This window comes from Winogradskyella algicola, from assembly GCF_005869935.1.
Classification (GTDB): Bacteria; Bacteroidota; Bacteroidia; order Flavobacteriales; family Flavobacteriaceae; genus Winogradskyella; species Winogradskyella algicola.
The window spans coordinates 1-25,171 of record NZ_SZQF01000007.1 but is presented as its reverse complement, the minus strand read 5'-3'; the positions used below and the strand labels follow the sequence as shown (position 1 = coordinate 25,171).

Annotated in this window: 21 protein-coding genes; 10 read left to right on the top strand and 11 right to left on the bottom strand. The window is 34.6% G+C overall.

Going from position 1 to position 25,171, the window contains the following annotated elements; all coding sequences use genetic code 11:
* Position 1: 1 nt before the first annotated feature.
* Complete coding sequence (locus FC091_RS11290; protein ID WP_138434390.1) at positions 2-1,543, top strand: acyl-CoA carboxylase subunit beta; 1,542 nt, start codon at positions 2-4, stop codon at positions 1,541-1,543.
* A gap of 9 nt (positions 1,544-1,552) precedes the next feature.
* On the opposite strand, the gene FC091_RS11285 is transcribed toward FC091_RS11290, so the two are convergent.
* Complete coding sequence (locus FC091_RS11285) at positions 1,553-1,936, bottom strand: Fur family transcriptional regulator (RefSeq protein WP_138434389.1); 384 nt, start codon at positions 1,934-1,936, stop codon at positions 1,553-1,555.
* A 195-nt stretch (positions 1,937-2,131) separates the two neighbouring features.
* Between FC091_RS11285 and FC091_RS11280 the strand changes: the two genes are divergently transcribed.
* On the top strand, positions 2,132-2,551 hold the full coding sequence (locus FC091_RS11280) for a MerC domain-containing protein (RefSeq protein ID WP_138434388.1): 420 nt from the start codon (positions 2,132-2,134) through the stop codon (positions 2,549-2,551).
* Positions 2,552-2,559: 8 nt separating this feature from the next.
* Positions 2,560-3,210 carry a GTP cyclohydrolase I FolE gene (gene folE, locus FC091_RS11275; protein WP_138434387.1) on the top strand — a complete coding sequence of 217 codons (651 nt, stop codon included), beginning with the start codon at positions 2,560-2,562 and terminating at the stop codon, positions 3,208-3,210.
* A gap of 102 nt (positions 3,211-3,312) precedes the next feature.
* Here folE and FC091_RS11270 read toward each other — a convergent pair whose 3' ends face one another.
* From FC091_RS11270 to FC091_RS11260, 3 genes are all read right to left on the bottom strand, one after another.
* On the bottom strand, positions 3,313-5,100 hold the full coding sequence (locus FC091_RS11270) for a ribonucleoside-diphosphate reductase subunit alpha (RefSeq protein WP_138434386.1): 1,788 nt from the start codon (positions 5,098-5,100) through the stop codon (positions 3,313-3,315).
* Between the two features lie 2 nt (positions 5,101-5,102).
* On the bottom strand, positions 5,103-6,377 hold the full coding sequence (locus FC091_RS11265; protein ID WP_138434385.1) for a ribonucleotide-diphosphate reductase subunit beta: 1,275 nt from the start codon (positions 6,375-6,377) through the stop codon (positions 5,103-5,105).
* Positions 6,378-6,644: 267 nt separating this feature from the next.
* Positions 6,645-7,091 (bottom strand): DinB family protein, encoded by a 447-nt coding sequence (locus tag FC091_RS11260; RefSeq protein WP_138434384.1) that lies wholly within the window; start codon positions 7,089-7,091, stop codon positions 6,645-6,647.
* Between the two features lie 72 nt (positions 7,092-7,163).
* Between FC091_RS11260 and FC091_RS11255 the strand changes: the two genes are divergently transcribed.
* Complete coding sequence (locus FC091_RS11255) at positions 7,164-8,375, top strand: multidrug effflux MFS transporter (RefSeq protein ID WP_138434383.1); 1,212 nt, start codon at positions 7,164-7,166, stop codon at positions 8,373-8,375.
* On the opposite strand, the gene FC091_RS11250 is transcribed toward FC091_RS11255, so the two are convergent.
* Positions 8,372-8,992 (bottom strand): L-threonylcarbamoyladenylate synthase, encoded by a 621-nt coding sequence (locus tag FC091_RS11250; RefSeq protein ID WP_138434382.1) that lies wholly within the window; start codon positions 8,990-8,992, stop codon positions 8,372-8,374. The genes FC091_RS11255 and FC091_RS11250 overlap by 4 nt on opposite strands.
* An 85-nt stretch (positions 8,993-9,077) precedes the next feature.
* Here FC091_RS11250 and FC091_RS11245 point away from each other — a divergent pair, with 85 nt between their 5' ends.
* The gene (locus tag FC091_RS11245) at positions 9,078-10,052 is read left to right on the top strand and encodes a pepsin/retropepsin-like aspartic protease family protein (RefSeq protein WP_138434381.1); all 975 of its coding nucleotides are present in this window, start codon (positions 9,078-9,080) and stop codon (positions 10,050-10,052) included.
* Entirely contained in the window at positions 10,049-10,996 is a 948-nt protein-coding gene (locus tag FC091_RS11240; protein ID WP_138434380.1) for a hypothetical protein, read from the top strand. Before FC091_RS11245 ends, FC091_RS11240 begins: the two co-directional genes overlap by 4 nt.
* 16 nt (positions 10,997-11,012) lie before the next feature.
* On the opposite strand, the gene FC091_RS11235 is transcribed toward FC091_RS11240, so the two are convergent.
* Genes FC091_RS11235 through FC091_RS11225 form a run of 3 tightly spaced genes read right to left on the bottom strand, consistent with a single transcriptional unit; the run spans position 11,013 to position 14,747 of the window.
* Positions 11,013-11,696 (bottom strand): porin family protein, encoded by a 684-nt coding sequence (locus FC091_RS11235; RefSeq protein ID WP_138434379.1) that lies wholly within the window; start codon positions 11,694-11,696, stop codon positions 11,013-11,015.
* Positions 11,674-12,366, bottom strand: a complete 693-nt coding sequence (locus tag FC091_RS11230; RefSeq protein ID WP_138434378.1) for a carboxypeptidase-like regulatory domain-containing protein — start codon at positions 12,364-12,366, stop codon at positions 11,674-11,676. The genes FC091_RS11235 and FC091_RS11230 overlap by 23 nt, the downstream gene beginning before the upstream one ends.
* Before the next feature lie 53 nt (positions 12,367-12,419).
* Positions 12,420-14,747, bottom strand: coding sequence for an ATP-dependent helicase (locus FC091_RS11225; protein ID WP_138434377.1), 2,328 nt, complete (start codon positions 14,745-14,747; stop codon positions 12,420-12,422).
* A 138-nt stretch (positions 14,748-14,885) separates the two neighbouring features.
* On the opposite strand from FC091_RS11225, the gene FC091_RS11220 reads away from it, so the two are divergent.
* The gene (locus FC091_RS11220; RefSeq protein WP_138434376.1) at positions 14,886-16,448 is read left to right on the top strand and encodes an FMN-binding glutamate synthase family protein; all 1,563 of its coding nucleotides are present in this window, start codon (positions 14,886-14,888) and stop codon (positions 16,446-16,448) included.
* 4 nt (positions 16,449-16,452) lie between these two features.
* On the top strand, positions 16,453-16,971 hold the full coding sequence (locus tag FC091_RS11215) for a DUF7935 family protein (protein WP_138434375.1): 519 nt from the start codon (positions 16,453-16,455) through the stop codon (positions 16,969-16,971).
* Here the strand turns inward: FC091_RS11215 and FC091_RS11210 are convergent, their stop codons facing one another.
* Together FC091_RS11210 and FC091_RS11205 are read right to left on the bottom strand one after the other, a co-directional pair.
* Positions 16,972-17,856: a patatin-like phospholipase family protein gene (locus tag FC091_RS11210; RefSeq protein ID WP_138434374.1), complete on the bottom strand. Its 885-nt coding sequence runs from the start codon at positions 17,854-17,856 to the stop codon at positions 16,972-16,974.
* Positions 17,856-19,826, bottom strand: a complete 1,971-nt coding sequence (locus FC091_RS11205) for a M1 family metallopeptidase (RefSeq protein ID WP_138434373.1) — start codon at positions 19,824-19,826, stop codon at positions 17,856-17,858. The genes FC091_RS11210 and FC091_RS11205 overlap by 1 nt, the downstream gene beginning before the upstream one ends.
* A gap of 146 nt (positions 19,827-19,972) precedes the next feature.
* On the opposite strand from FC091_RS11205, the gene recG reads away from it, so the two are divergent.
* On the top strand, positions 19,973-22,075 hold the full coding sequence (recG, locus tag FC091_RS11200) for an ATP-dependent DNA helicase RecG (RefSeq protein WP_138434372.1): 2,103 nt from the start codon (positions 19,973-19,975) through the stop codon (positions 22,073-22,075).
* Between the two features lie 427 nt (positions 22,076-22,502).
* On the opposite strand, the gene FC091_RS11195 is transcribed toward recG, so the two are convergent.
* Positions 22,503-23,138 (bottom strand): SDR family oxidoreductase, encoded by a 636-nt coding sequence (locus FC091_RS11195; protein WP_138434371.1) that lies wholly within the window; start codon positions 23,136-23,138, stop codon positions 22,503-22,505.
* Positions 23,139-23,399: 261 nt separating this feature from the next.
* Between FC091_RS11195 and FC091_RS11190 the strand changes: the two genes are divergently transcribed.
* A complete protein-coding gene (locus FC091_RS11190) occupies positions 23,400-24,794 on the top strand; it encodes a short-chain fatty acid transporter (protein WP_138434370.1) in 1,395 nt (464 codons plus the stop codon).
* The last annotated feature ends 377 nt before the right edge of the window (positions 24,795-25,171 follow it).

Here is a 25,171-nt window from a genome sequence, read left to right as displayed (position 1 = left end):
TATGAGTTCTAAAATAAAAACACTTAATGAAAAAATGGCCTTATCTAAATTGGGTGGAGGTCAAAAGCGAATAGATAAACAACATGAAAAGAAAAAACTAACAGCAAGAGAACGTATTCTTTACTTATTAGACGAAGGTTCTTTTGAAGAAATTGGTGCTTTAGTAACACACAGAACCAAAGACTTTGGTATGGAAAATCAAAAGTTTTATGGAGATGGTGTTGTTACAGGTTATGGTACAGTTGATGGCCGCTTAGTTTATGTTTTTGCACAAGATTTCACGGTATTTGGCGGTTCACTATCTGAAACACATGCCGAAAAAATCTGCAAAATCATGGACATGGCTGTTAATGTTGGTGCGCCAATTATAGGTCTTAACGATTCTGGTGGTGCACGTATTCAAGAAGGTGTACGCTCACTGGGTGGCTATGCCGATATTTTTTACAGAAATGTACAAGCATCGGGTGTTATTCCACAGATTTCTGCTATAATGGGTCCTTGTGCTGGTGGTGCTGTTTATTCACCTGCAATGACAGATTTCACTATCATGGTACAAGACACAAGCTACATGTTTGTAACTGGTCCAAATGTTGTAAAAACTGTAACCAATGAAGAAGTAACAAGTGAAGAACTTGGTGGTGCTAGTGTCCACTCAACCAAATCTGGTGTGGCACATAAAACTTCTGCCAACGATGTAGAATGTCTTGAAGACGTTAAAAAACTTTTAAGCTATCTACCACAAAGTAATAGAGAAAAACCTGAAGATATCGTCTTTGAACTTAAAGACGAAATAAGAGAAAGTCTTTCTGAAATCGTTCCAGATAATCCTAACAAACCTTACGATATGCACAGTGTTATAGAAGGTGTTATTGATACTGATTCGTTTTACGAAATTCATAAAGACCATGCTGAAAATATTATTGTAGGTTTTGCTAGGCTTGGCGGAAAATCGATAGGAATAGTTGCTAACCAACCCATGTTTTTAGCAGGAGTATTAGATGTAAATAGCTCTAAAAAAGCGGCACGATTTGTACGTTTTTGTGATGCTTTTAATATTCCGCTATTAGTATTTGAAGATGTACCTGGTTTCTTACCTGGAACAGATCAAGAATGGAATGGTATTATAGTACATGGTGCCAAGTTATTATATGCGTTTAGTGAAGCTACTGTACCAAGAGTTACTGTTATTACGCGTAAGGCTTATGGTGGTGCTTATGATGTAATGAACTCTAAGCACATTGGTTCTGACATGAATTTTGCCTGGCCTAATGCTGAAATTGCTGTGATGGGTGCAAAAGGTGCAGCTGAAATTATTTTTAAACGTGAAATTACTGCTGCAGAAGACTCAGAAGCAAAGTGGAAAGAAAAAGAAGCTGAATATGCAGAACTTTTTGCAAATCCTTATAGTGCCGCTGAGCGTGGCTATATTGACGAAGTAATCTTACCAAAAAACACACGAAGAAAACTAATTAAAGCATTTAGCATGCTAGAAAATAAAGATGTTAATACGCCTAAACGCAAACATGGGAATATTCCTTTATAATTAGAAAACTTATTTTTTAATACAATCGGCACATTGACCTTGGAGCATAATACTCGCTGAATCAATGTGTCGATTATTTATTTGAGGGATTTCTATTTCTAATTCTAAACACTCTACCTTTCCACAATCTTTACATTCAAAATGCGGATGCACATCATGGTGATGATGTGTTGTGCAGGTTTGGCATTTTGCATACCACATTAAACCCTTACTGCCTGTAAAAGAGTGTATTACACCTTCATTCTCTAAACGTTCAAGAATACGATAAACCGTAGTTTTATTCATATCATCCTTAAACTCATCAACCAAATCTACGACAGATAAAGCTTCTTCTCGCTGTTCAAAAACAGATAGAATTGCATTTAAAGATTTTGTTTTTCGTTTTATACTCATACTTCAAATTTAATGCAACATTGTTGCATTTTCAAATTTTATATTATTTTTGCAACTAAGTTGCGTTAATTTATATACTATGATAAAATGGCGGGCACTTGTAAAGTGGAGTATAATTAGATGGCACTTTAAAATAGTTTTGTTAAAATTTTTGCCCGCCATTCTTTAATTATAAAATCTGAAGAGTAAAACTCAATGATATTACTAAACACATCGTTCAAAAAAAACAATTCTGATTTCATAGGTGCATTTGCAAGTGGATTATGTCTAATTCATTGTATTGCAACACCCTTTATTTTTATAGCCCAAACTTGCTCAGCAACATGTTGTGAAACAGCACCATTTTGGTGGACTGCTTTTGACTTTTTATTTATTGGCATCTCTTTTTTTGCAGTGTATTGGTCTGTTAAAAACAGTTCTAAATCATGGATGAAATATTCTTTATGGATAAGTTGGTTTCTGTTGTGTCTAGTGATTCTTAATGAAAGAATTGAGTTCTTACCACTCCCTGAAATGAGTATTTACTTTCCTGCTTTAGCTTTAGTCATATTACATATATATAATCGTAAATATTGTGAATGTAAAGACACTACTTGCTGTACCTCTACAAATTGATTCTTAAAATGACAGAAAAAGAAATAGACGCTTTAGGCGACGGCCACATTGGAACAAGTATAGATACACCATTACGAGTTGATGCTTTTTTAAAATCTGATGATGAAAAAATAGAAGCCATTCAATATCATTTTAAGGCTATTATGCATGAGCTTGGATTAGATCTTAGTGATGATAGTCTATCTGGTAGACCTTATCACTTTGCTAAAATGTACGTTAAGGAATTATTTTATGGTCTCAATCCAAAAAACCGTCCCAAGATATCTACTTTCAACAATAAATATGGTTATAACAAACTTATTGTAGAGCAAGATATAACTATAGACTCATCTTGTGAGCATCACTTTCTACCAATAATTGGCAATGCTCATATTGGTTACATTCCAAAAGACAAGGTTATTGGGCTTTCAAAAATAAATCGTTTAGTCGATTATTATGCGCACAGACCTCAAGTACAAGAACGTCTCTGCATACAGATTCTTAAGGATTTACAAAATGCCCTACAAACAGAAGATGTTATTGTAGTTATTAATGCCAAACATTTGTGTGTTTCTTCTAGAGGCATAAAAGACAAGAGTAGTTTTACTACCACCATGGAGTATGGAGGTTGCTTTGATAATGCAGAAGAGCGCAATACCTTTCTGAGACAAATTGATTAATGAATCAATTTATTATGTTTAATTAAATTAAACGATTTGTTTAAAATAAAAGCTCACCTCTATGGGTGAGCTTTTATTATTGAGATTTTATTCTAATTCTAATTAAGCCTCACAACTTGAGCATTCTTTCTTTTGCTTAAACTTCTGGGCTGCATTCATACTGTGCTGATAGTACAGAGACTTTAAGCCTAATTTCCATGCTGTTACGTGGATTTTATTGATCTCTTTCACGGACATATCTGGATGTACTATGATATTAACTGATTGGCCTTGATCGATGTGGTTTTGTCTATTAGCTGCCTGATAGATAATATCCATTTGATCGATTTCAGAATAGGTTTTAAAGACATCCTTTTCTTCATCAGTCATAAAATCTAAATGCTGTACAGACCCATCGTAGTCTCTAATACTTCTCCATACTTCAGTAGTGTTTTGTCCCTTCGACTCTAAAAATGCTTCTAAATATGGGTTCTTAATTGTTGTCTTGATCTTCGCAATATCTTTTACATAAATGTTAGACCAAATCGGCTCAATGCCTTGAGATACTTGCCCTAAGATAAATGCAGAAGACGTTGTTGGAGCAACAGCGTTTAAGGTAGTGTTTCTTCTACCATAGCCTTTTAATACCTTTGGCTCACCGAAACGTTCAGCTAATTCCTCAGATGCCTTGTAAGATTTCTCTTTTATAAGCTTGAAGATCTTACTATTTAAGTTAAATGCCTCTTGACTGTTGAATGCCAACATTTTAGACTGCAACAAAGAATGCCATCCTAAAACACCTAATCCTAACGCTCTGTTGTCTTTTGCAAAGTTATAAGCACGCTCCATAAATAAGAATGTTTGTTGATCATCTCTGTTTGGAGAATCCTTATAGCGTTCTAATTTTTCAGTAAACTCAGTAATTATAGCATCTAAGAAATAAATCATAGTCTCAACTGCATCTGTATCTTTCCAATCTTCGTAGTGCAATACGTTTAGTGATGATAGGCAACACACAAAAGACCAATCATCGTTAGATGGTAACATAATCTCTGTACAAAGGTTACTTGCATAGATTGGCATTTTTTTGTCTTGATACACATCAGCAGCACCATTATTAGCATTATCGGTAAAGAAGATGTAAGGATAACCCATCTCGCCTCTTCGCTGTAATACTTTTGCCCATACTGTACGCTTATCCACATCACCATCAATCATTTCTTCCATCCATTTGTTGGTAACAGTAACACCATGCGTTAACTCTTGTATTGGATTTCCTTCCGTACCTATTTCTAAGAACTCCATAATGTCTGGATGATCTATTGGTAAGTATGGTGAAAAACGTCCTCGGCGAACAGATCCTTGACTTACAACATCTACCATAGACTCAAATAACTGCATAATGTGTACAGCACCTGAAGCTTGGCCATTATTCTTTACAGCTGCACCACGATGTCTTATCTTACCAAAGAAGCCTGATGTACCACCACCAAGTTTAGACATCATACCAACTTCTGATTGGGTATAAAGTATATTACCCATATCATCATCTACATGAGATCCAAAACAAGATATAGGAAGCCCTCTTTCTTTACCAAAGTTGGACCATACTGGCGATGACAATGAGAAATAACCTAGAGACATATAGTTAAAAAACTTATCTGCATAACCTGGAATTCCCAAGATTTGTTCTGCTCTGTCTGCAATTTCTTTAATGCGCTCTTCTGCCGATACACCTTCTGTTAAATAACCAGACGCTAAAAATTTACGACTGTGGTCTGTTAACCAACTAAAATCACCATCTGTTTTGGTTTTTAATTGTTGTAATGACTTTTTTCTTGCATTTATTAATTCGTTTTCTGTTTTACTTTCTGTTGTGTTTACGCTATTAATCTGGTTTTGTTCTATCATTTTTAAAAAAGGTCATCACTGGTTATACTTTGAGTTCTTTTGCTATAGTTGATTGATCGCTTCACGAAGAAATCACCATGCTTGGTACCTATAATTTCGTCGTCAAACCATTCTGTTTCTGCTAATAATTTTTCGTCTGTATCAAAAATTGTTTCAATTCCAATACTTTTTAAGGATCTATTAAACCTGTCTTTAAGGAATTCATTTACAACGGCTTTTGGTAAGAAGTCTATTTCTCCTTTTTCAAAAATCCAATCCACAATTTTACTTTCTGCATCAAAGGCTTCTTTGCACATATCCTGAACTGTTGCATTGTAATCTTCATCAAACCACTCTGGGTTTTCGTTTTTGATTATTCTAATGATATCAATACCAAAATCACCATGAATTTGTTCCTCCTTAGATGTTGCTTCCACAACGTTAGAAACACCTTTTAAAACATTCTTATGCTTATTAAATGCCATTATAATAAGGAACTGAGAAAATAGAGATACATGCTCAATGAATAATGAGAATAATAATACTGCGTCTGCATAAGCTCTGTTATCATCACTCTTAGAATTCTTTAAAGCACTTTCTAAATACTGAACACGACGCATCATTACAGGCTTCTTTTTTAGGTCTTTAAACTCTTTATTAAGACCTAAAATCTCTAATAGATGAGAATATGCATCATGATGCCTAACTTCACTCTCAGCGAATGTTGCACCAACAGATCCTATCTCTGGCTTTGGCATTTTGTGATAAATATCGCCCCAAAATGATTTTACCGCGACTTCTATCTGAGAGATAGCGAGCATTGTGTTTTTAATTGCACTACGCTCAACATCAGATAATCCCGCTTTGAAATCTTGAATATCGCTCGTAAAATTAAACTCTGTATGAATCCAATACGAATGCCTTATTGCTGGCACATATTCATACAAATCAGGATATTCATAAGGCTTGAGATTAATTCGCTTTTCAAAGATGTTAGTTTTACGTTTTCTGGCTTGCTCATCTCTGTAAAGAATGTAAGCCTTTGCTACATCAAAGAATGAGTTTTCCATTAACGCATTCTCAACAGCATCTTGTATTTCTTCAACAGTTGGCACGTATTTAGGTTCCTTTTCTTTTTGCTCTAATAACACATTTAAAACATTCTGAGAAATTCGTTCAGCATCTTCTAAACCACCATGTTCTAGAGCTGTCATGGCCTTTAAGACTGCGTTGGTTATTTTACTAAGTTGGAATGGTTTTGTTGAAAAATCCCGCTTTTGGATATGTGTTATTTGCATGAGGAAATGTATTTAGATTAATATTTGGACGAGACCAAATATCCAATTTATTCCTCCTCATTTTGAAATCAGAAATTCATTTTTTTTAACACTTTTATTAACATTAAGATAACGTTAGATAAACATCAAAAAAAACGACGATTTAGATAATTATCTTCAAAAAAAAAGTTAATTTTTAGGGTTAGACTGAAAATTCAATAATGAAAAAAACACAGAAATATTTATAAACAAATTCTCAACAATTTGCCACCGAAAGATTAAAATTTCTTATACGTCAAGTAGTCGTCTGTGATAATTAATCTGACCTAAATGATATGCTAAATGCGTTAACAAATGTGTAAGGAAGAATTCCGTAGACATGTAGTCCTCAAAAGGGTTTCGCCTATATTCAGCTTGCAAAGTTTCTTTGGTTAAGTTACTCAAAGTTTGTTCTATTACAAGCATTGTATCTTCAATTTTCTTTACCATTTCTTCTACAGAGACATCTTTAAGAGAAAACTCTAAATCACGTTGTCTAACATAACCTGTTTTACCCAAAACCGCTCCAATAAAATGATTTAGGTTACCAATGATGTGCAAACATAAATTACCTGCTGAATTTGATATTTCATTAGATATAATCCAAAGCTGTTTTTCGGTTTTATAGGCTGTTATTTCTTGCTTTAATTTTCCGAGATCTCTTTTGAATAAATTTATAAGTGTTTCTGTAGTCATCTTAACAAAGGTTTAGTATTTACCTCTTATATTCTGTTCAAAAATAGGTAATAAATAGTTTACTTTTGCGCCATGGAAAAACAGAAGCGCTCACAATTTGAATTTGTTGTTTTGATGGCTGCATTAATGTCTATTGTTGCGCTTTCTATAGACGCGCTTTTACCTGCCTTACCTCGTATTGGAAATTATCTTAGTATTAGCGAACCTTTAGAACTACCTAAACTTATCACTTCTATTTTTCTTGGTCTAGGCATCGGTCAATTAATCTTTGGACCATTATCAGATAGTTTTGGAAGAAAACCTATAGTCTATGTTGGTTTTGTACTATTTATATTAGCTTCAATAATATGCATAACGACCAAAAGCTTTGAGATGATGCTTTTTGGTAGAGTTTTACAAGGAGTTGCGCTTGCCTCACCAAGAACTATGTGCATAGCCATGGTAAGGGATTCTTATGAGGGAGATTACATGGCTAAAATTTTATCCGTCGTAGTTATGGTATTTATTCTTGTACCTGTTGTGGCGCCTACGTTAGGGCAGTTTTTAATGAACCATTATCACTGGAAATCTATTTTTACATTCAATCTTATTTTCGGAATTTTTGTTGTGATTTGGTATTGGCTGAGACAACCTGAAACCCTAAAAGACAAGTACAAAATACCGTACAGACTTTCTATTTTTAAAACAGGTACCGTACAGTTTTTTAAAATTAAATCTGCAGTAATTTATACCCTATTATCTGGTTTTATTACAGGTTCTTTTATGGTATATCTTAGTACATCGCAACGCATTTTTGAAAAACAGTACAATCTTGCTGATGAGTTTCCTCTTATATTTGCCAGCCTAGCTATTTCTGTTGGTCTTGCAACGTTTTTTAACAGTCAATTAGTAGTGCGATTTGGAATGAAAAACATTGTGCATACTGCCATGATAAGTTTTATAGTAATATCATTGTTTTTTATTATTCTATTTAACTCTGGTAAAAATCCAAGCATAGAAATTCTTATTACATTTTTTGCACTTCAATTTTTCACTATTGGATTTTTGTTTGGTAATCTTCGTGCATTAGCTATGGAACCTATGGGACATATTGCTGGTATTGGTTCTGCCTTAAACGGTTTCATTTCTACAGTTATGGCTGTACCTATAGCAGATTACATAGGCACTTATGTCGTTGATTCTGTAACACCCTTGTTCGTCGGGTTTTTAGTTTGCGGAATAATTTCTTTGGCTCTGTTTTATTTTAATAGTAGTAAAGGCGTTAAGTTTATAAATCGGATTTAAAATATCTCTAAACTTCCCTTGCCTTCTCTTACAACTTTTGGGGAATCCTCTGAAAGATCTATAATAGTAGACGCTTCATTGCCACCATAGCCACCATCGACAACTATATCGACTAGATTATCCCATTTTTCTAAAATCAGTTCTGGATCTGTTGTATATTCTATAATATCATCTTCATCTCTTATAGATGTTGACACTATAGGATTACCTAAAGCACTTACCAAAGCTAAAGCAATAGAATTGTCCGGTACTCTAATACCTACTGTTTTTCGCTTTTTAAAAGGATTAGGTAAGCTTTTAGAACCTGGCAGAATAAATGTATAAGGACCTGGCAAAGCACGTTTTAGAATTTTAAAAGTAGAAGTATCTATTTGCTTTACATAATCACTAAGGTTACTTAAATCTTCACATACAAACGAGAAGTTAGACTTTTCTAGCTTCACACCTTTAATCTGCGCTATACGCTCAAGCGCCTTGATGTTAGTGATATCACAACCTAAACCATATACAGTATCTGTTGGGTAAATTACCAATCCACCTCGTTTTAAGACCGCAACCACTTTCTGAACCGCTTTTGGGTTCGGATTTTCGGGATATATTTTAATGAATTCTGCCATAATTTAAAGATACATATAAATGCTAAAAAAATTATAAACTTTTTTAAGACTGTAACAATTAATATGTATTTGCAGTCTATAGAGTATGCATCAATCAATCAAAATAATCATCGTACTCCTGTTCTTTGCAAAAAGTTTTGCAACTGAAAAAAAAACCATAAAGGATGTGCCTCCTTTCTTTTTCACTAAAGCAGAGTTTGTAAACGCTTCTACTACGCGTATACCGTTTAAGGTTGTAGACCAACTCATAGTTGTTGAAATTGAAATTCTTAATGAAGTTGGCGATTTTATCGTAGATACAGGTTCTGAAACACTTATTTTAAACAGTGCTCATTTTAAACCTACCAGAAAATATGGTGATGATGGTAAGCAAAAAAGTGGTGTTAACGAAAATATTGAAGATGTAAAGGAAAAGCATCTCAGCCTATTAAGCATAAATGAGATAAACCTTGAGAAGCTCAACGCTGATGTTGTAGATTTATCTCATATTGAAAAAACCAAGAAGATTAAACTTTTAGGCATTATTGGATACAATGTCCTTAAAGATTTTGAAATTTTTATAGACATGCACCTTAATCAGTTAACCTTAACTCGAATTGATAAAAAAGGAAATAAATGCTCTAACAAAGTCTATGCAGAAACTATTGTAGATAGTATAGATTTCATACTAAAAAAGCATACAATTATTCTGGACGCTTATGTTGGTGATAAGAAAGTACAATTTGGTTTAGACACAGCTGCAGAGTACAATCAGCTTAATAAAGACTTAGATTCAGAAATTTTAGATTACTTTTATCCAAGCAGAGAATTAAAACTTACAGGTGCCAGCGGCAAAAAGAAAAAGGTTTTGGCAGGAAAATTGTACAGAGTAAAATTGAACGATTCAATTTACTTTGGACCAATGAAAACAGTACTTGCTAACTTAAAAAAAATGAATACAGCATTCGGTACTAACTTAGATGGTATTTTAGGTTTTGAATTCTTCATGCAAAAAAGAACAATAATCAATTACAGGAAAAAGAAGCTATATTTTATAGCGAATCCTATTACTGAGCCTTGATAATAAAAAACAAGATATTACTACCTTTTATAGGTCTATTATTTTTAACCATCAACATTAATTCCCAAAACAAAAAGGGCTACAAAATTGAGGGCGAAAATCTTACATTCATATTCAATGTTAATGACTATTCTAATATAAAAAATAATGGAGATAAAATAGAATACGTGTGCGTTTCTGGTGAGTTTAACGATTGGACGAAAGACAATGACAAATGGAAAATGAATAAAGTGAATGATAGCATTTATGAATTGAAAAAAGACCTTTCCATTTTTACATCGGATTTTGACTGGGAATTTAAATTCATTGTTAATGGATTTCACTGGGCAGAACCGTCCGAAGATTTTGAGAATATTGTAGATGCCAGAGATTATGGAGGTCATAAACTTATGACCTATAACCTTAAACTTTACAGTGCTTTTGCTACTGATTATGGTAATGTTACCTTTAGGTTAAAAGGTTATAAAGACGCCGAACAAGTTATCCTTAGTGGCACTTTTAACCGTTGGGACGAGACTGGTTTTAAAATGATACCCACAGATAATGGCTGGGAAGTAACCTTGCAGTTAAAACCAGATATTTATCAGTACAAATTTATTATAGATAAACATCTTTGGATTATTGATCCTCAAAATCCATCAAAAGTTGAAAACGAATATGGTGGTTACAACTCTATAATCGATATACAAAAGAATGTAACATTTAAACTTTGTGATTATCTAGATGCTGAAACTGTTATTCTCAGTGGTGATTTTAACGGTTGGACCGAAGATGAATGCGAAATGACAAAGATAAATAATTGTTGGGTTTATAATAAGAGCTTATCTGGTGGAAAATACCATTATAAATTTATTGTAGACGGAAAGTGGATCACAGACCCAACTAACTCTGTAAAAGAATATGACGATGAAGGGAATATTAATTCGGTATGTATGGTAAAATAAATACTTTAATATAAGTCTAGAAAAAAACTTTATCTACAAAAGCCTCATTTCCAAAATTAAACTTCAAACCAATATTTAAGGTATTATAAGTTCCTTCCTCAAAAAAGGATTTTAATTCATTTGGTACCTCAATCTCAGATTTTATTTTTCTCCAATTGTACTCCAACAATACATTTAGATTTCTAATAAACTCGTACTCAAAAGTGATACCCAAGTTTCTTAATTTTCCAAAATCTCTATTGCCATAACCAGACTGAATTGAATTTGTTAAAGTGGCATTTCCAAAGACCGAAGCATTAACTCCTAACCTAACCTTAGGTAGTGGAACAAACTCATAGCCAAGCACACCACTAATCTCTTCAAGAGTACTTTTAGTATAACTACCCAATAATTCGGTATTTATATTGTTAAAATGACTAAAGCCATAACTAAAACCTACAAAGAAGTTTTTAAACACATAAACCTGAAATTTAAAATTGTAACCACCTTTACCTTCAAACCCTTCACCAATAAAATTGTCTCCATAAGGCATTGGGTTCTGATATGTTAGTGACATTGCACCTAAGTATTGACGTTCGTCATCAAATAAAAAAGGAATTTTAGACTTTTTTTTATTTTGACCTATACTATCATTTTGAGCATTCAACTGAAAACCAAAAGCAAGAATAATTAAAATCTTAGTAGCTAAATTGAAACGCATAGTCAGCTGAATTAACGGTTATAAATTCAGAAATTTCATCATCTTCATTAAAGCGATAAGAGAACTCAACCTGAGATTGCAATGGTACCACAAAACTTATATTTTCAGCATTAGGCGATGCATCATCTAAAGTAGAGCCTATAACTCTGGTATTATCGCAATTGCTAAGAGACTCGTTTAAAATACCTTCTTCATAAACTTCCGTACAATTAGCATCAAAATATGTAAATCTATAGTACAAGGTATTGCTTTCTCCACTTTCTCTTATGATGTTATAAGTAAAGTTGGTCATGGCATTCAACGCTACAGTTTGTAAATTAAAAGTAAGATCACCAGGAGTAAACTCTTCTGTATTGGTTTGATAACGGTAAGTGGAATACTGAGCGCCTGAAGAAATATCTACAAGAAACAATTGATTTGGTCCAAACAAAGATGTGATATTAAAACTCCCTGAAGCATTGCTAACACCTTCACCTAGCAGTACTCGATCTGCACCAAAAGCATCTGCATCTGCATACACTTTAACATTAGCATTAGCAATTGGTTGTGCGTTTTGGTCTATAACATTACCTGTTACCAGAACTCTAATATTATTTTGTATTTCAGTGTCTTCGCAACTAAAAACAGCGATTAGTATTAACCAAATTGCAAGATGAAGTTTCTTGGGCATAATGAAAAGTTTATTTTTAGATGAAAAAAACTACAAAGGGTTGCGTTAATAGACTAAGAAATTATTTCAAGCTTAGCAAAACGCAATAACAGTTTTTTAGTATCACCATTTTCAAACTTAATTTCGGCTTTTAAGTCACCTCCAGCTCCTTCAATTTTAAGCACCTCACCTCTACCAAAACGTTGATGATTCACTATATTCCCTACAGTTAACTTGGTATCAAATAAATTGGCTCCAGTATTGGTCTGACTTACCGGCTTTAACTTTTTTGGTGTACTAATTTGAAACTTCTCAGATTTCTTGGCCTCTTTCTTTTTAAACTTTGGCGACTTTGGTTTTGCAAAACGGACCTTATTAGGCTCAATATCACCAAAAATTGAAGCATCTAGCATTGGGTTAAAACGTTGTTCTTTTAATGGAGTTGTGATGTTTACAAATTCATCATCAATTTCTTCAATAAATCGGCTTGGCTCTGCATCAATTAGTTTTCCCCATCTATAACGCGATACTGTATAGGTAAGATAGGCTTGTTCCTCAGCTCTCGTTAATGCCACGTAGAACAAACGACGCTCTTCTTCAAGCTCGCTTCTGGTATTCATGCTCATTGCACTTGGAAACAAATCTTCCTCCATACCTACAATAAACACATGAGGAAACTCTAGACCTTTTGCCAAGTGAATAGTCATTAAAGCCACGTGGTTTGGATCGCCTTTATCACCATCTAAATCTGTTGCTAGAGCCACGTCTTCTAAAAACTCAGCTAAGGATCCTGTGCTGTCTGCAACTTCTATCTGACCTTCAACAAAATCCCTAACACCATTCAATAATTCCTGTACGTTATCGAGTTTTGTAACGCCTTCCGGTGTGCCATCTTTGCCCAACTCGCGTGTAAGACCACTTGTTTTAGCAACGTGTTCAGCCAATTCAAACGCATTGGCGTTTTGGTTCATAACCTTGTAACTTTCTATCAATGTTACAAAGTCCTTTAGCTTATTTTTGGTCCCATTATTAATATTGATAGATACACTATCAATATCTTTCATAATCTCATAAATGGTCTTTCCTGTTGCATTGGCTGCTACAACTAAACGATCTACCGTAGTCTGACCAATACCTCTTGCCGGATAATTAATAACACGCTTTAAAGCTTCTTCGTCCGAAGTATTTAAAATTAAACGCAAATAAGCCGTTACATCTTTAATCTCTTTTCGTTGATAAAAGGATAATCCACCATATATTCTATATGGAATATCACGCTTACGCAATGCATCTTCTATAGCACGAGACTGCGCATTTGTTCGGTAAAGCACTGCAAAATCGCTATTTTGCAATTGCTTGTTCATTTTGGTTTCCCAAATAGTACTAGCCACATAGCGACCTTCGTCTGCATCTGTCATAGTTCTATGCACAATGACTTGTTCGCCAACATCATTAGCTGTCCAGACAATTTTATCGAGCTTGGTTTTATTGTGTTCTATAACAGAATTGGCAGCCCCAACAATCATCTTTGTAGAACGGTAATTTTGCTCTAATCTATAGACTTTTACATCGTCATAATCCTTCTGGAAATTGAGGATGTTATTAATATTTGCGCCACGAAAGGCATAGATACTTTGTGCATCGTCACCTACCACACAGATATTCTGAAACCGGTCGGACAAAGCTCTTACGATAAGATACTGCGAATGGTTTGTATCCTGATACTCATCTACCAAAATGTATCTAAAACGATCTTGATATTGGGCCAGTACCGCAGGAAAACGCGTCAATAACTCGTTAGTTCTTAATAACAAATCATCAAAATCCATAGCACCAGCTTTAAAACAACGGTCTACATATGCTGCGTAGATTTCCCCCATTTTTGGCCTTCGCGCCATAGCATCTGCTTCCATGAGCTCTGGATTCCTAAAATAAGCTTTAACAGTAATGAGGCTATTCTTATACGAAGAAATACGACCATAAACCTGTTTGGTTTTGTAGATATCCTTATCCAGTCCCATTTCTTTTATAATGGAACCAATAAGCTTTTGTGCATCTTGAGTATCGTAAATGGTAAAGTTACTTGGAAAACCTAAATGATGACCTTCAAACCTAAGAATTTTAGCAAACACAGAGTGAAACGTACCCATCCAAAGATTTTTAGCTTCGCTATCACCAACAATATCTGCAATTCTACCTTTCATCTCGCGAGCTGCTTTATTGGTAAAGGTTAATGCCAAAATATTAAAGGCATCTACACCTTGACTCATTAAATAAGCGATACGATATGTGAGTACGCGTGTTTTACCAGAACCTGCACCAGCGATAACAATCATTGGGCCGTCTTTCTGTAACGTAGGTGCTAATTGTGCGTCGTTAAGTTGACTGAGATACTTTTCCAAGACTTCATTTTTTCAAACCGTGAAAATACACATTGTCTCAGGCTTTTCCATGTTTCTAATTCAATAATTATAAACAAAATATCAAGAATTTCATATCATCATTTTTCAATATATTAGTCCAAATTTTTATTTCACATTATGGATTCAGTCTTAGAATTCTTAGGCAATATACCTTGGTGGTTTTGGCTTATCATTTTTTTAGTACTCGTTGCCATCAGAGACATATTCTTTCAGCGCAAACATACCATCAGCCACAACTTTCCTATAGTTGGTCATTTACGCTATTTACTAGAAAGCATCGGACCCGAAATGCGTCAATATTTTGTCGCAAACAATCGTGAAGAATTACCATTTAACCGCATAGAACGTGGATGGATTTATGCATCTGCAAAACAAGAAAACAACTACGAAGGTTTTGGTACAGATAGAGATATATACGCACATCAGCATATTTTTATAAACAATGCGATGATGCCCTATAAGGTTGAAAAACATCACCCAAGCGCACTCGACAAAACCTTTATACCTTGTGCAAAAGTAATGGGCGCCTATAACAAGCGTAAACGACCTTACAGACCAGCATCTATTATCAATGTATCTGCAATGAGTTTTGGTTCTTTGTCCGCAAAAGCCATAGAGTCTTTAAATAAAGGTGTAAAACTTGCTGATGCTTACCACAATACAGGAGAAGGTGGTTTATCTCCTTACCATAGCAATGGTGGTGACGTCGTATTCCATTTTGGTACTGGTTATTTCGGTGTACGTGCTGAAGATGGAGGCTTTTCAATGGGAAAAATGGTGAAACTGGTTGAGGACAATCCTTTTATCAGAGCCATTGAAATAAAATTATCTCAAGGTGCTAAACCTGGAAAAGGCGGAGTGCTTCCTGGAAAGAAAATTACTAAAGAAATAGCAGAAATCAGAGGCGTTGAAGTTGGTAAAACTGTATTATCACCACCAAATCACAACGCCTTTTCTACCGTACCAGAACTAGTGGATTTTATTGAAAGTATTGCTGAAGCCACGGGTTTACCTGTTGGTATAAAAGCTGCTATTGGCAAGCTAGAACAATGGGAAGAATTAGCGCAAATCATGGAAAAGGAAAACCGTGGACCAGACTTCATTACTATCGATGGTGGCGAAGGCGGTACAGGCGCAGCACCTCCAAGCTTTGCCGACCACGTTTCTTTACCTTGGGTTTATGGATTTAGCGATGTATACAAACTTTTTCAAAAACATAATCTTACTGAACGTATTGTTTTTATTGGCAGTGGCAAGCTAGGATTTCCCGCAAAAGCAGCAATGGCATTTGCAATGGGAGTCGACTGCATCAATGTAGCGCGTGAAGCCATGATGAGTATTGGATGCATACAAGCACAAATTTGCCATACCAACCGCTGTCCTGCAGGTGTAGCCACCCAGAAAAACTGGTTGCAAAATGGTATTAATGTACCTCTAAAATCTGAGCGTTTAGCACAGTATTTTAAAACGTTTAGAAAAGAACTTATGGAAATTACGCATGCAGCTGGTTACGAGCATCCATGCCAATTTACCATGAAAGATATTGAAATGAATGTAGATGACCACAATCTCGCTAAAGAGTTTAAGCACACTTTTAAATATGATAAAACACCTGTTGCTTTTAAAAATATGCAAGAATTAAAAGATTGTGTTTATCTTGGCGGCAAAAAGGATAACTAATTTTATGGAACAACAACTTCTTAATCTTTTAATGTACACAATTCCTGCACTTATAACAGGTGCTATTGCCTATTTATTTTTTAGAGAACAAATGGATAACGAAAACAAAAGACGTCATTTTTTACTCACAAAAGATTTACAAAAGGAATCATTTCCATTAAGGCTTCAAGCGTATGAACGCATGTCTCTTTTTTTAGAACGTATTAAACCACAAAGTTTATTAACAAGAACCAATCCAACCTCTTCAAATAAAGATAATTACGAAAATTTACTTATAGCTACTATTGAACAAGAATTTGAACATAATCTAACCCAACAAATCTATGTTAGCGACCAATGTTGGAGTATAATTTTAGCTGCTAAAAATGCTACTATTCAATTGATTAGAAAAGCAAACATGAATGAAAAAACCGATAGTGCCGATAAGTTGCGTGAAGTAGTTCTAACTGAGCTTATGGACAAACCTGCACCAAGCAATGCAGCGCTTTCTTTTATAAAAGAAGAGGTTAGTGAGATGTGGTAACTAATCCGAATGCTTTTTCTCAGCATAATCATAACCTTGCTGCCACCATTTTTCCATTAAACGCTTACTAAAAATCAAAGAATTTTCTGTTAAGCTTGTAGGTGTGTAATACAAATTAAGTTTTACATCTCTATTTTTTGCCGCAAGTTTACCTATAACAATATCGCTTCGTTCTACTTGATCGAGCAGGTGACCGAATAAATTCATCATTAAAGAGAATGGGTTTTTACCCAGCACACGTTGCTTACCCATTGTTTCAGCCTCTAACACAACAGCATCCACTTCGGTTGCACCTCTTAATATCGCCTCTCTTATGGGGATTACACAGCCTAATCCTCCATCAGCATATTCATACCCATCTACTTTTGCTAAAGACATAAATGGAATGTAATTACACGAAATCCATATCCAATTACAAAATTCTTCATAAGAACAGTCATTAATAGATTTATACTCCACCCGATTCATTGATAAATTAGAAACCGTAACAACGACGTCATGTTTTTCGCGCTTTATTCGCTGGTATTCTTCAATGGTAAAGTGTTTCCTTATATGTTTTCTAAGTGCTTTACTTTCGCCAAAAGTGCGCTTCATACGTATAAATTGCCATAACGAATTCACAAAATCAATGGATACATATTCTCTTTCCCCTTTTTTTCGCTGTACAAAAGGACTAACGCTAAAGATATCTTGCTGTTGAACATTAGTAAAAATATCATAAAGTTTAGAAATATCACCAACGGCAAGATGCGGCACCAGCAAACTACCTGTAGATGTCCCTAAAAACATATCGTACTTACGATTTTCACGCTCCATAAGATATTGCGCTACTCCACCTGCAAAAGCACCTTTACTTCCACCACCAGAAATTACTAATGCTTGCATTATTGTTTTTTCTCTAATTTTTCAGACATATCTTTTGCAAACTTAACCATTCTCCAGTTATGATGCGATTTAGCTTTTTCAAGATTAGATTTACAGGTATCGTTACACGCATTCATAAGATTAAGATAGTTAAAGGCATTCATTCGCAAATCTGCATTGTAGCGCTCATCAGTGTAACTTACCAATTCTTCAAATAAGCCTTGTTTATTATCTGCCTGATAAAACGGTGTGTTAAGATTTAAAGCAATCCACAATAAGCGTACATTCTTGTCATTGAAGCCTTCTACATTTCTGGTTTTAGATAGGTATTTTGCGCGTTCTTCCGGAAATGATGTCCAAAGATTATATAAGGCATTTTCTATAGTTACGTAAGACTTATCATCTAACAACGATTCATAGTTTTCCTTAAGCTCTTTTGGTATTTGCCTTACGTATTGTGAAATCGCTTGCCTTACCTTAAAACCATGCTTAAAGGTATCATTTGTCACCAATTCCGGCATTTGAGAAATCACTTTAACCTTTGCTTCGTCCGAGACATAATATTTTAAATACTCTTTACACTTAGAGGTTTTTGCCTGGCAATCTACCATGAGATACTCGTTAATAAAAGTAGATTCATTTTGAAGTAATCCAAAAGCTGCATCAACAGGAAAATCCTTTCGCTTAATCCACACATCAACAAATGTATTTAGTGATTTACCATAGAAACGTTCTACTTCATTTATAAAATCTGAAGTTTCAACGTTTTTAAACTGATGTTTTTCCAAATAAGCTTTCACAGCCTTTTTAAACACATTGTCACCAACCAAACTTCTTAATGCATGAAGCACCCAAGCGCCACGCTGATAAAAGGTTAAACTACTTGATTTTGCATTTAAAAGCGACGTGCCATCACCAGCCAAATCTTGCCGTCCTAAATCTACAGCAGATTCATAGAGTTTGAAATAATAATGATTGTCACCAAAAATATCACGCTCTGCTAACAAGGCGTAATAGGTTGCAAAACCTTCTTGCAACCAATGATGCTCACCAGACGTTGCCGTTACTAAATTACCAAACCATTGATGGGCCAATTCGTGTGCATTAACATTAACATAACTTTTATCATTAAAACCTATATCATCTACCATAAAAGCATCCGAAAAAATGGTACAGCTCGTATTTTCCATACCAGCATATAAAAAATCGTGTACTGGCACTTGTTTGTAGTTTTGCCAAGGGTAAGCAAATCCAATCTCTTCCTCTAAAAAATCGAACATTCTTTTACTATAACGATAGGTTGGCTCAAATTTTAAAGAATCTTCAGGGTAATAGTAATACTCTAAAGGAATACCACTTTTTGAAGTTTCTGATTTCTTGTTATATTCTCCAACCACAACAGCCACCAAGTAGCTAGACATAGGCTTTTGCATATCATATTCCCACAAAGTATTACCAAGACTATCAGACTTTGATTTTAAAGTACCGTTTGAAATAACCTCATACTTTTTTGGTGCAAGAAACTTTAAATCAAACTCAATTTTATCGTTTGTGTCATCAAGACTTGGCAACCAATTACTTGTGTATTTCCCTTGACCCTGTGTCCAGATTTGATTCTTACCCTCATGTTCCCAGACTATAAAATACATAGCCTTTTTGGGAGCATTATTAAATACAAAACTTAATTTGTAAGATTCATTAGGTTTAAAATCATTGAAAACAATTAATTTTTCACCATCATTTTTAAATGTTGCCGCCGAATTATCTAGAGCTACATGCTTAAACTTCATATTTACAGCATCTAAATAAATAGAATCTGTTGGTTTTAAAATTTTAAAATCAATTTCGTAAGAATTATAAGTTGTGCTATCTACTGCTAACTGATTAAAAACCATTAAAGCTTCCGCTCTTCTAAAATCCACATAATCCGTTTGCTGTGCATTAGAAAACACAGAAACAAAAAGCAGACAAACAACCAATAATTTTTTCATAAGCTCAATTAAATCAAGGATTAGACCAAAATACAATTTTCTGTTATTTCTAAACAGGGGAAAATCTAAAATATAAGATTCTTCGCTATACTCTGAATAAAAAAAGAGATTCCTGCCTACGCAGGAATTTATGTAAATTCGCAACTATGAGTGTGAACTTACAAACACCTATCGATTACCTTAAAGGGGTTGGACCAAACCGAGCGGATTTGTTGCGCTCAGAATTAGGTATTCACACGTACCAGGACTTAATAAACCTATTCCCTAATCGGTATATAGATCGTACCAAATACTATAAAATCAACCAATTACAACGCAATAATGCCGAAGTCCAAGTAGTTGGAAAAATAAGCAACTTTAGAGAAGTAGCCCAAAAAAGAGGAAAACGTTTGGTAGCCGAATTTAGAGACGACACAGGTGTTATGGAACTCGTATGGTTTAGAGGGCAAAAATGGATTAGAGAAAACCTAAAAACCGGTCAACCTTATGTTATTTTTGGAAAAACCAATTGGTTTAATGGTAAATTTAGCATGCCACATCCCGAAATAGAACTGCTATCGGAACATAAAAAAAACCTGCGTTCTGCCATGCAAGCCATTTATCCTTCTACCGAAAAATTATCAAACAAAGGGATAACAAATCGTGTTGTAACCAAAATAATGCAGCAATTATTTTTGGAAACCAAAGGACGTTATGCTGAAACTTTATCAGATACAATTAGAGGAGAATTAAAATTATTATCAAAATCCGATGCTCTTTTTAATGTACATTTTCCGAAGTCTCCAGAGCTACTTTCTAGAGCACAATTTAGATTAAAATTTGAAGAATTATTTTACATTCAATTGCAATTAATTCTGAAAAATTTAATCCACAAATCAAAAATAAAAGGCTTCACTTTTGAAAAAGTAGGAGACTATTTCAACACCTTTTTCAAAGACCATTTACCCTTCGAATTAACCAATGCACAGAAACGTGTTCTTAAAGAAATTAGAGCAGATTTAGGAAGCAATGCACAGATGAATCGTCTTTTACAAGGTGATGTAGGTTCTGGTAAAACCATAGTTGGCTTTATGTCAATGCTCATGGGACTTGACAATGGTTTCCAATGTTGTTTAATGGCGCCAACTGAAATTTTGTCAGTTCAGCACTACAATGGATTATTAGAATGGTGTAAAAAATTGAATATCAGTATTTCATTATTAACTGGCTCAACTAAAACTTCAGATAGACGAATTATTCATGAAAATCTCGAAAATGGCAATTTACAAATCTTAGTTGGCACTCATGCGCTACTCGAAGATAAGGTAAAATTTAAAAATTTAGGACTTGCAATTATCGACGAGCAACATCGTTTTGGAGTAAAACAAAGATCAAAATTGTGGCATAAAAACGAACTGCCTCCAAATGTTTTAGTCATGACTGCTACTCCAATTCCGAGAACCTTAGCAATGTCTGTTTATGGCGACTTGGATATTTCAATTATTGACGAATTACCAGCTGGCAGAAAACCGATAAAAACAGTTCATCGATACGACAATAATCGACTGAAAGTTTTTCGATTTATGAAAGACGAAATTGCCAAAGGCAGACAAATCTATGTCGTGTATCCTCTCATTCAAGAAAGTGAAAAAATGGATTATAAAGATTTGATGGATGGTTACGAAAGTATCTCAAGAGAGTTTCCAACACCAGACTATCAAATTTCTATTGTTCATGGAAAAATGAAAGCCGAAGACAAAGATTATGAAATGCAACGCTTTGCTGAAGGCAAAACCAACATTATGGTTGCCACCACTGTTATTGAAGTTGGTGTTAACGTACCAAATGCTTCGGTTATGATTATTGAAAGTGCTGAACGCTTTGGTCTATCGCAATTACACCAGCTACGTGGACGTGTTGGTCGTGGTGCCGAACAGAGTTATTGTATCTTAATGACTGGACATAAACTGAGTAATGACAGTAAAACGCGCTTAGAAACTATGGTGCGTTCTACAGATGGTTTTGAAATTGCCGAAGTAGATCTAAAACTTAGAGGTCCTGGTGATATTATGGGTACACAACAGAGTGGTGTTTTAAATCTTAAAATTGCAGATATTGTTAAGGATAAGGACATCCTTGAGCGCGCGAGATATCATGCGAAGTCGGTTTTAAAGCTTGATCCTAGCTTAGCTTTACCTGAACATAAAATGATTTTGAATACTTACAGACAAATGAGTAAGTACCGTAATATCTGGAATTATATTAGTTGAGGTTTTGAAATTGCTCACAGCAAAAAGTCCTCGATACGATTTCTCGTAACTCAAAATCACTCGAACTGACTTACTCATTAATAAGGGACTCAGAAATACTGAAATAAATTCAGCACAAGCAAGTTCAGGATGACAATATGTGGTTTATATAGATATAAAACCTATTGTAATGAGATTCCTGCTTTGGTAGGAATGAAAAAAAGGCCTGGCACCAACAACAACCAGACCTTCAAAACATAACCAAACGTGTTTTGCTGATGAATATGTTTTCAATGTATACCGATTTTAAAAGCAAGGCTGTTAGCGACTTGTTAAAGAACAGTAACCAATTGTTAATTAACGTATTATTAAGACAAAAGAAAAGAGGCATGACCAAATCACACCTCTTAAAAATTTCAACTTTAATGTTAAGTCTTAAACTTTTTTATTAATTCATAGCAACTTCAAAGGCTTTACCTATCAAGGTTTCACCTTCTAATATTTCAAAAGTTTTGTTTTTAGGCGCATCATCATGTAAAGCTCGCACCAACGTTTGTGCAACATCTGCCCTACTGATTTCCCCTTGCTTGGTCAATTCGTTTTCGGCAATTTCAATTTTTCCTTTTCCCTCTTCATTCTTTAAAGTTCCTGGTCTAATAATGGCATATTTTAAGTTACTTTCTCTTAAATGCTCATCTGCATTTTGCTTGGCTTGCATGTAGTCTTTAAGTTCATCAAACTTTTCTGGAGTATTGGCGCCCATTGAACTTAGCATTACAAATTTATTTACGTTAGCCATCTTGGACACATCTATTAGACGTTTTGCACCTTCCTGATCGACTTCTACAACATTCTTCCCACCAGATCCTGCTGCAAACACCACTTTATCTACATCTTTTACAACATGCGTTAAATCCTTAGTTAAATCACCTAAAATGGTATCTATATTTTCATTTTTAAATTGCTCTAACTGCGATTCTTTTCGCACCATGGCAATCGGATTAAAATATTGCGAATTCTTTAAAAGGTTAACAACTTGTTTTCCTGTGGTACCATTGGCACCAGCTACTAATACATTTTCCATAAATTATTTTGTTCTTTTATCATGTTTCTTAAAGCTTCATTTTTCAGCTTTAAGTATAACTACGATTTGTACGTAGTTACTATTCAGTTTCATTTAATTTAAAGTAACATATCTAATTACAAATTGTGTTAAGGTTGCCCTAATTTATATCTAGAAAACGCTAAAACAGTCTTAAATCAGAGTATAAATCACAGTAAACTTTGTTCTATAGGTTTTTAAAATTCAATGTAAATTCCGATTTTTAGCAAAATAACACCAACCATGATTACCAAACTCGGTCAGAAATTTACAGATGGTTTTACCAAATACATGCCAAGTGCTTATGTGTTTGCGCTGTTGCTTACACTACTTACTTTTGTTTTAGCCCTGGTATTTACAGACCACCAACCAATTAATATTTTACAAGGCTGGTATGATGGCTTTTGGAGTCTTTTATCATTCGGTATGCAGATTGTGCTTATTATCATTACTGCTTACTGTATTGCGCAATCGTCACCTGTAAAAAAAGGTATTGATTATATTACTAAATACATAAAAACACCAACACAAGTTTATGTAATTATTATTGCACTTGGAGCATTACTATCATTAATAAGTTTTGGAATGGTTGTGGTTACAGCGATTTTGGGACGTGAATTGGCTTTGCGTATTAAAGGTATTCACTATCCGTTTTTAGTGGCTTGCGTGTACTTTTCTTTTAATGGTTGGGTTTGTGGCTTATCGAGCTCTATTGCCTTATTGCTTAATACCGAAAACAACTTTTTAATACAAGAAGGTATTTTAAACGACACCATTTCTACAAGTTATACTTTAGGTGCGACGCTAAATATTGCGATGATTGTTTTGTTTGTTGTTGTTTCTCCATTATTGATTTGGCTGCTTATTCCTAAAACTCATGAAGGTAAAGAACTCAAGGATTTACAAACCTCGTTAGATAACGAAACCCATTCGGTTAAAGACGAAGCTCTTTCTTACAAGCTACCTTACAAAGCATTATCTGATGCTTTAAATAATGCTGGCTGGCTGCAGCTTACTGTTGCTGCACTAGGATTAACATATATCATTTACCACTTTGCAACCAAGGGCTTTGATCTCAACTTTAACATCATGATTTTCATCTTCTTTGTAGTTGGTATGCTATTACACATTACACCAATGCGCTACAGCATTGCCATGAAACGCGCCAGTAGCAATATCTCTGGAGTGTTGTTTCAATATCCGTTTTATGCAGGTATAATGGGTATTATGCTAGCTTCTGGTTTGGGTGAAAAAATCACAAACACTTTAGTAACCATTGCTACTACCGAAAATTATGCTTTTATCTCTTACCTATCAGGAGGTATTATCAATTTTGCAATACCATCTGCTGGTGGTGAATTTGCCGTAATTGGTCCCAGTATTTTAAACATGGTACAAGAACTCAGCACCAACCTCTCACCTACCGAAGTTACGGCAATGACAGCCAGAGCCTCTATGTCTGTTGCGTATGGCGAAAGCTTAAGCAATCTATTACAGCCCTTCTTTTTACTCATTGTATTCCCGGTAATGGGTAAAGGCATTAAAATACAAGCCAGAGATGTGGTTGGGTATTTGTTTATACCTTTTGTGGTGTTGTTTGTGGTACAAGCACTTATGGTGACATATTTGCCCTATTAAGAAACATAACGACCTAAAGCTTGGTCGATTCACAGAGTTAAATTCTTTAAAAACCAATCCTTTATTTTATTTGTGAAAATTATTGATTAATACATTTCATCCGTTTTAGTGAAGCATTAAAGAGCTTTTAAGTGCAAAGGTGCGACATAACTCATTTTTATATGGTTATGTTACAACTTGCAAAAAGGTACTGAATAACACACTGTTAGGGTTGTATATACGTACTTTTTTGGCTAGGTTTGTATATATAACCGTTCTACGCAATTTGACCAAACCTATGCACGTATATTTTGACTTAAACATTTTTGACAGAATCGAGAAGAAAGAAAATCTTCCTGAATCTGAAAATGAAATATATACGGAATTGGAGAATTTGG

What these genes read in the sequence shown, in the direction of transcription:
- FC091_RS11210 (WP_138434374.1), bottom strand. Translation starts at nt 17,856, where the DNA reads ATGCAAGCATTAGTAATTTCTGGTGGTGGAAGTAAAGGTGCTTTTGCA.
- FC091_RS11195 (WP_138434371.1), bottom strand. Translation starts at nt 23,138, where the DNA reads ATGGAAAATGTATTAGTAGCTGGTGCCAATGGTACCACAGGAAAACAA.
- FC091_RS11285 (WP_138434389.1), bottom strand. Translation starts at nt 1,936, where the DNA reads ATGAGTATAAAACGAAAAACAAAATCTTTAAATGCAATTCTATCTGTT.
- recG (WP_138434372.1), top strand. Translation starts at nt 19,973, where the DNA reads ATGAGTGTGAACTTACAAACACCTATCGATTACCTTAAAGGGGTTGGA.
- FC091_RS11260 (WP_138434384.1), bottom strand. Translation starts at nt 7,091, where the DNA reads ATGACTACAGAAACACTTATAAATTTATTCAAAAGAGATCTCGGAAAA.
- FC091_RS11235 (WP_138434379.1), bottom strand. Translation starts at nt 11,696, where the DNA reads ATGCGTTTCAATTTAGCTACTAAGATTTTAATTATTCTTGCTTTTGGT.
- FC091_RS11190 (WP_138434370.1), top strand. Translation starts at nt 23,400, where the DNA reads ATGATTACCAAACTCGGTCAGAAATTTACAGATGGTTTTACCAAATAC.
- FC091_RS11270 (WP_138434386.1), bottom strand. Translation starts at nt 5,100, where the DNA reads ATGATAGAACAAAACCAGATTAATAGCGTAAACACAACAGAAAGTAAA.
- FC091_RS11265 (WP_138434385.1), bottom strand. Translation starts at nt 6,377, where the DNA reads ATGCAAATAACACATATCCAAAAGCGGGATTTTTCAACAAAACCATTC.
- FC091_RS11245 (WP_138434381.1), top strand. Translation starts at nt 9,078, where the DNA reads ATGCATCAATCAATCAAAATAATCATCGTACTCCTGTTCTTTGCAAAA.
- FC091_RS11250 (WP_138434382.1), bottom strand. Translation starts at nt 8,992, where the DNA reads ATGGCAGAATTCATTAAAATATATCCCGAAAATCCGAACCCAAAAGCG.
- FC091_RS11290 (WP_138434390.1), top strand. Translation starts at nt 2, where the DNA reads ATGAGTTCTAAAATAAAAACACTTAATGAAAAAATGGCCTTATCTAAA.
- FC091_RS11205 (WP_138434373.1), bottom strand. Translation starts at nt 19,826, where the DNA reads ATGAAAAAATTATTGGTTGTTTGTCTGCTTTTTGTTTCTGTGTTTTCT.
- FC091_RS11255 (WP_138434383.1), top strand. Translation starts at nt 7,164, where the DNA reads ATGGAAAAACAGAAGCGCTCACAATTTGAATTTGTTGTTTTGATGGCT.
- FC091_RS11280 (WP_138434388.1), top strand. Translation starts at nt 2,132, where the DNA reads ATGATATTACTAAACACATCGTTCAAAAAAAACAATTCTGATTTCATA.
- FC091_RS11230 (WP_138434378.1), bottom strand. Translation starts at nt 12,366, where the DNA reads ATGCCCAAGAAACTTCATCTTGCAATTTGGTTAATACTAATCGCTGTT.
- FC091_RS11215 (WP_138434375.1), top strand. Translation starts at nt 16,453, where the DNA reads ATGGAACAACAACTTCTTAATCTTTTAATGTACACAATTCCTGCACTT.
- folE (WP_138434387.1), top strand. Translation starts at nt 2,560, where the DNA reads ATGACAGAAAAAGAAATAGACGCTTTAGGCGACGGCCACATTGGAACA.
- FC091_RS11220 (WP_138434376.1), top strand. Translation starts at nt 14,886, where the DNA reads ATGGATTCAGTCTTAGAATTCTTAGGCAATATACCTTGGTGGTTTTGG.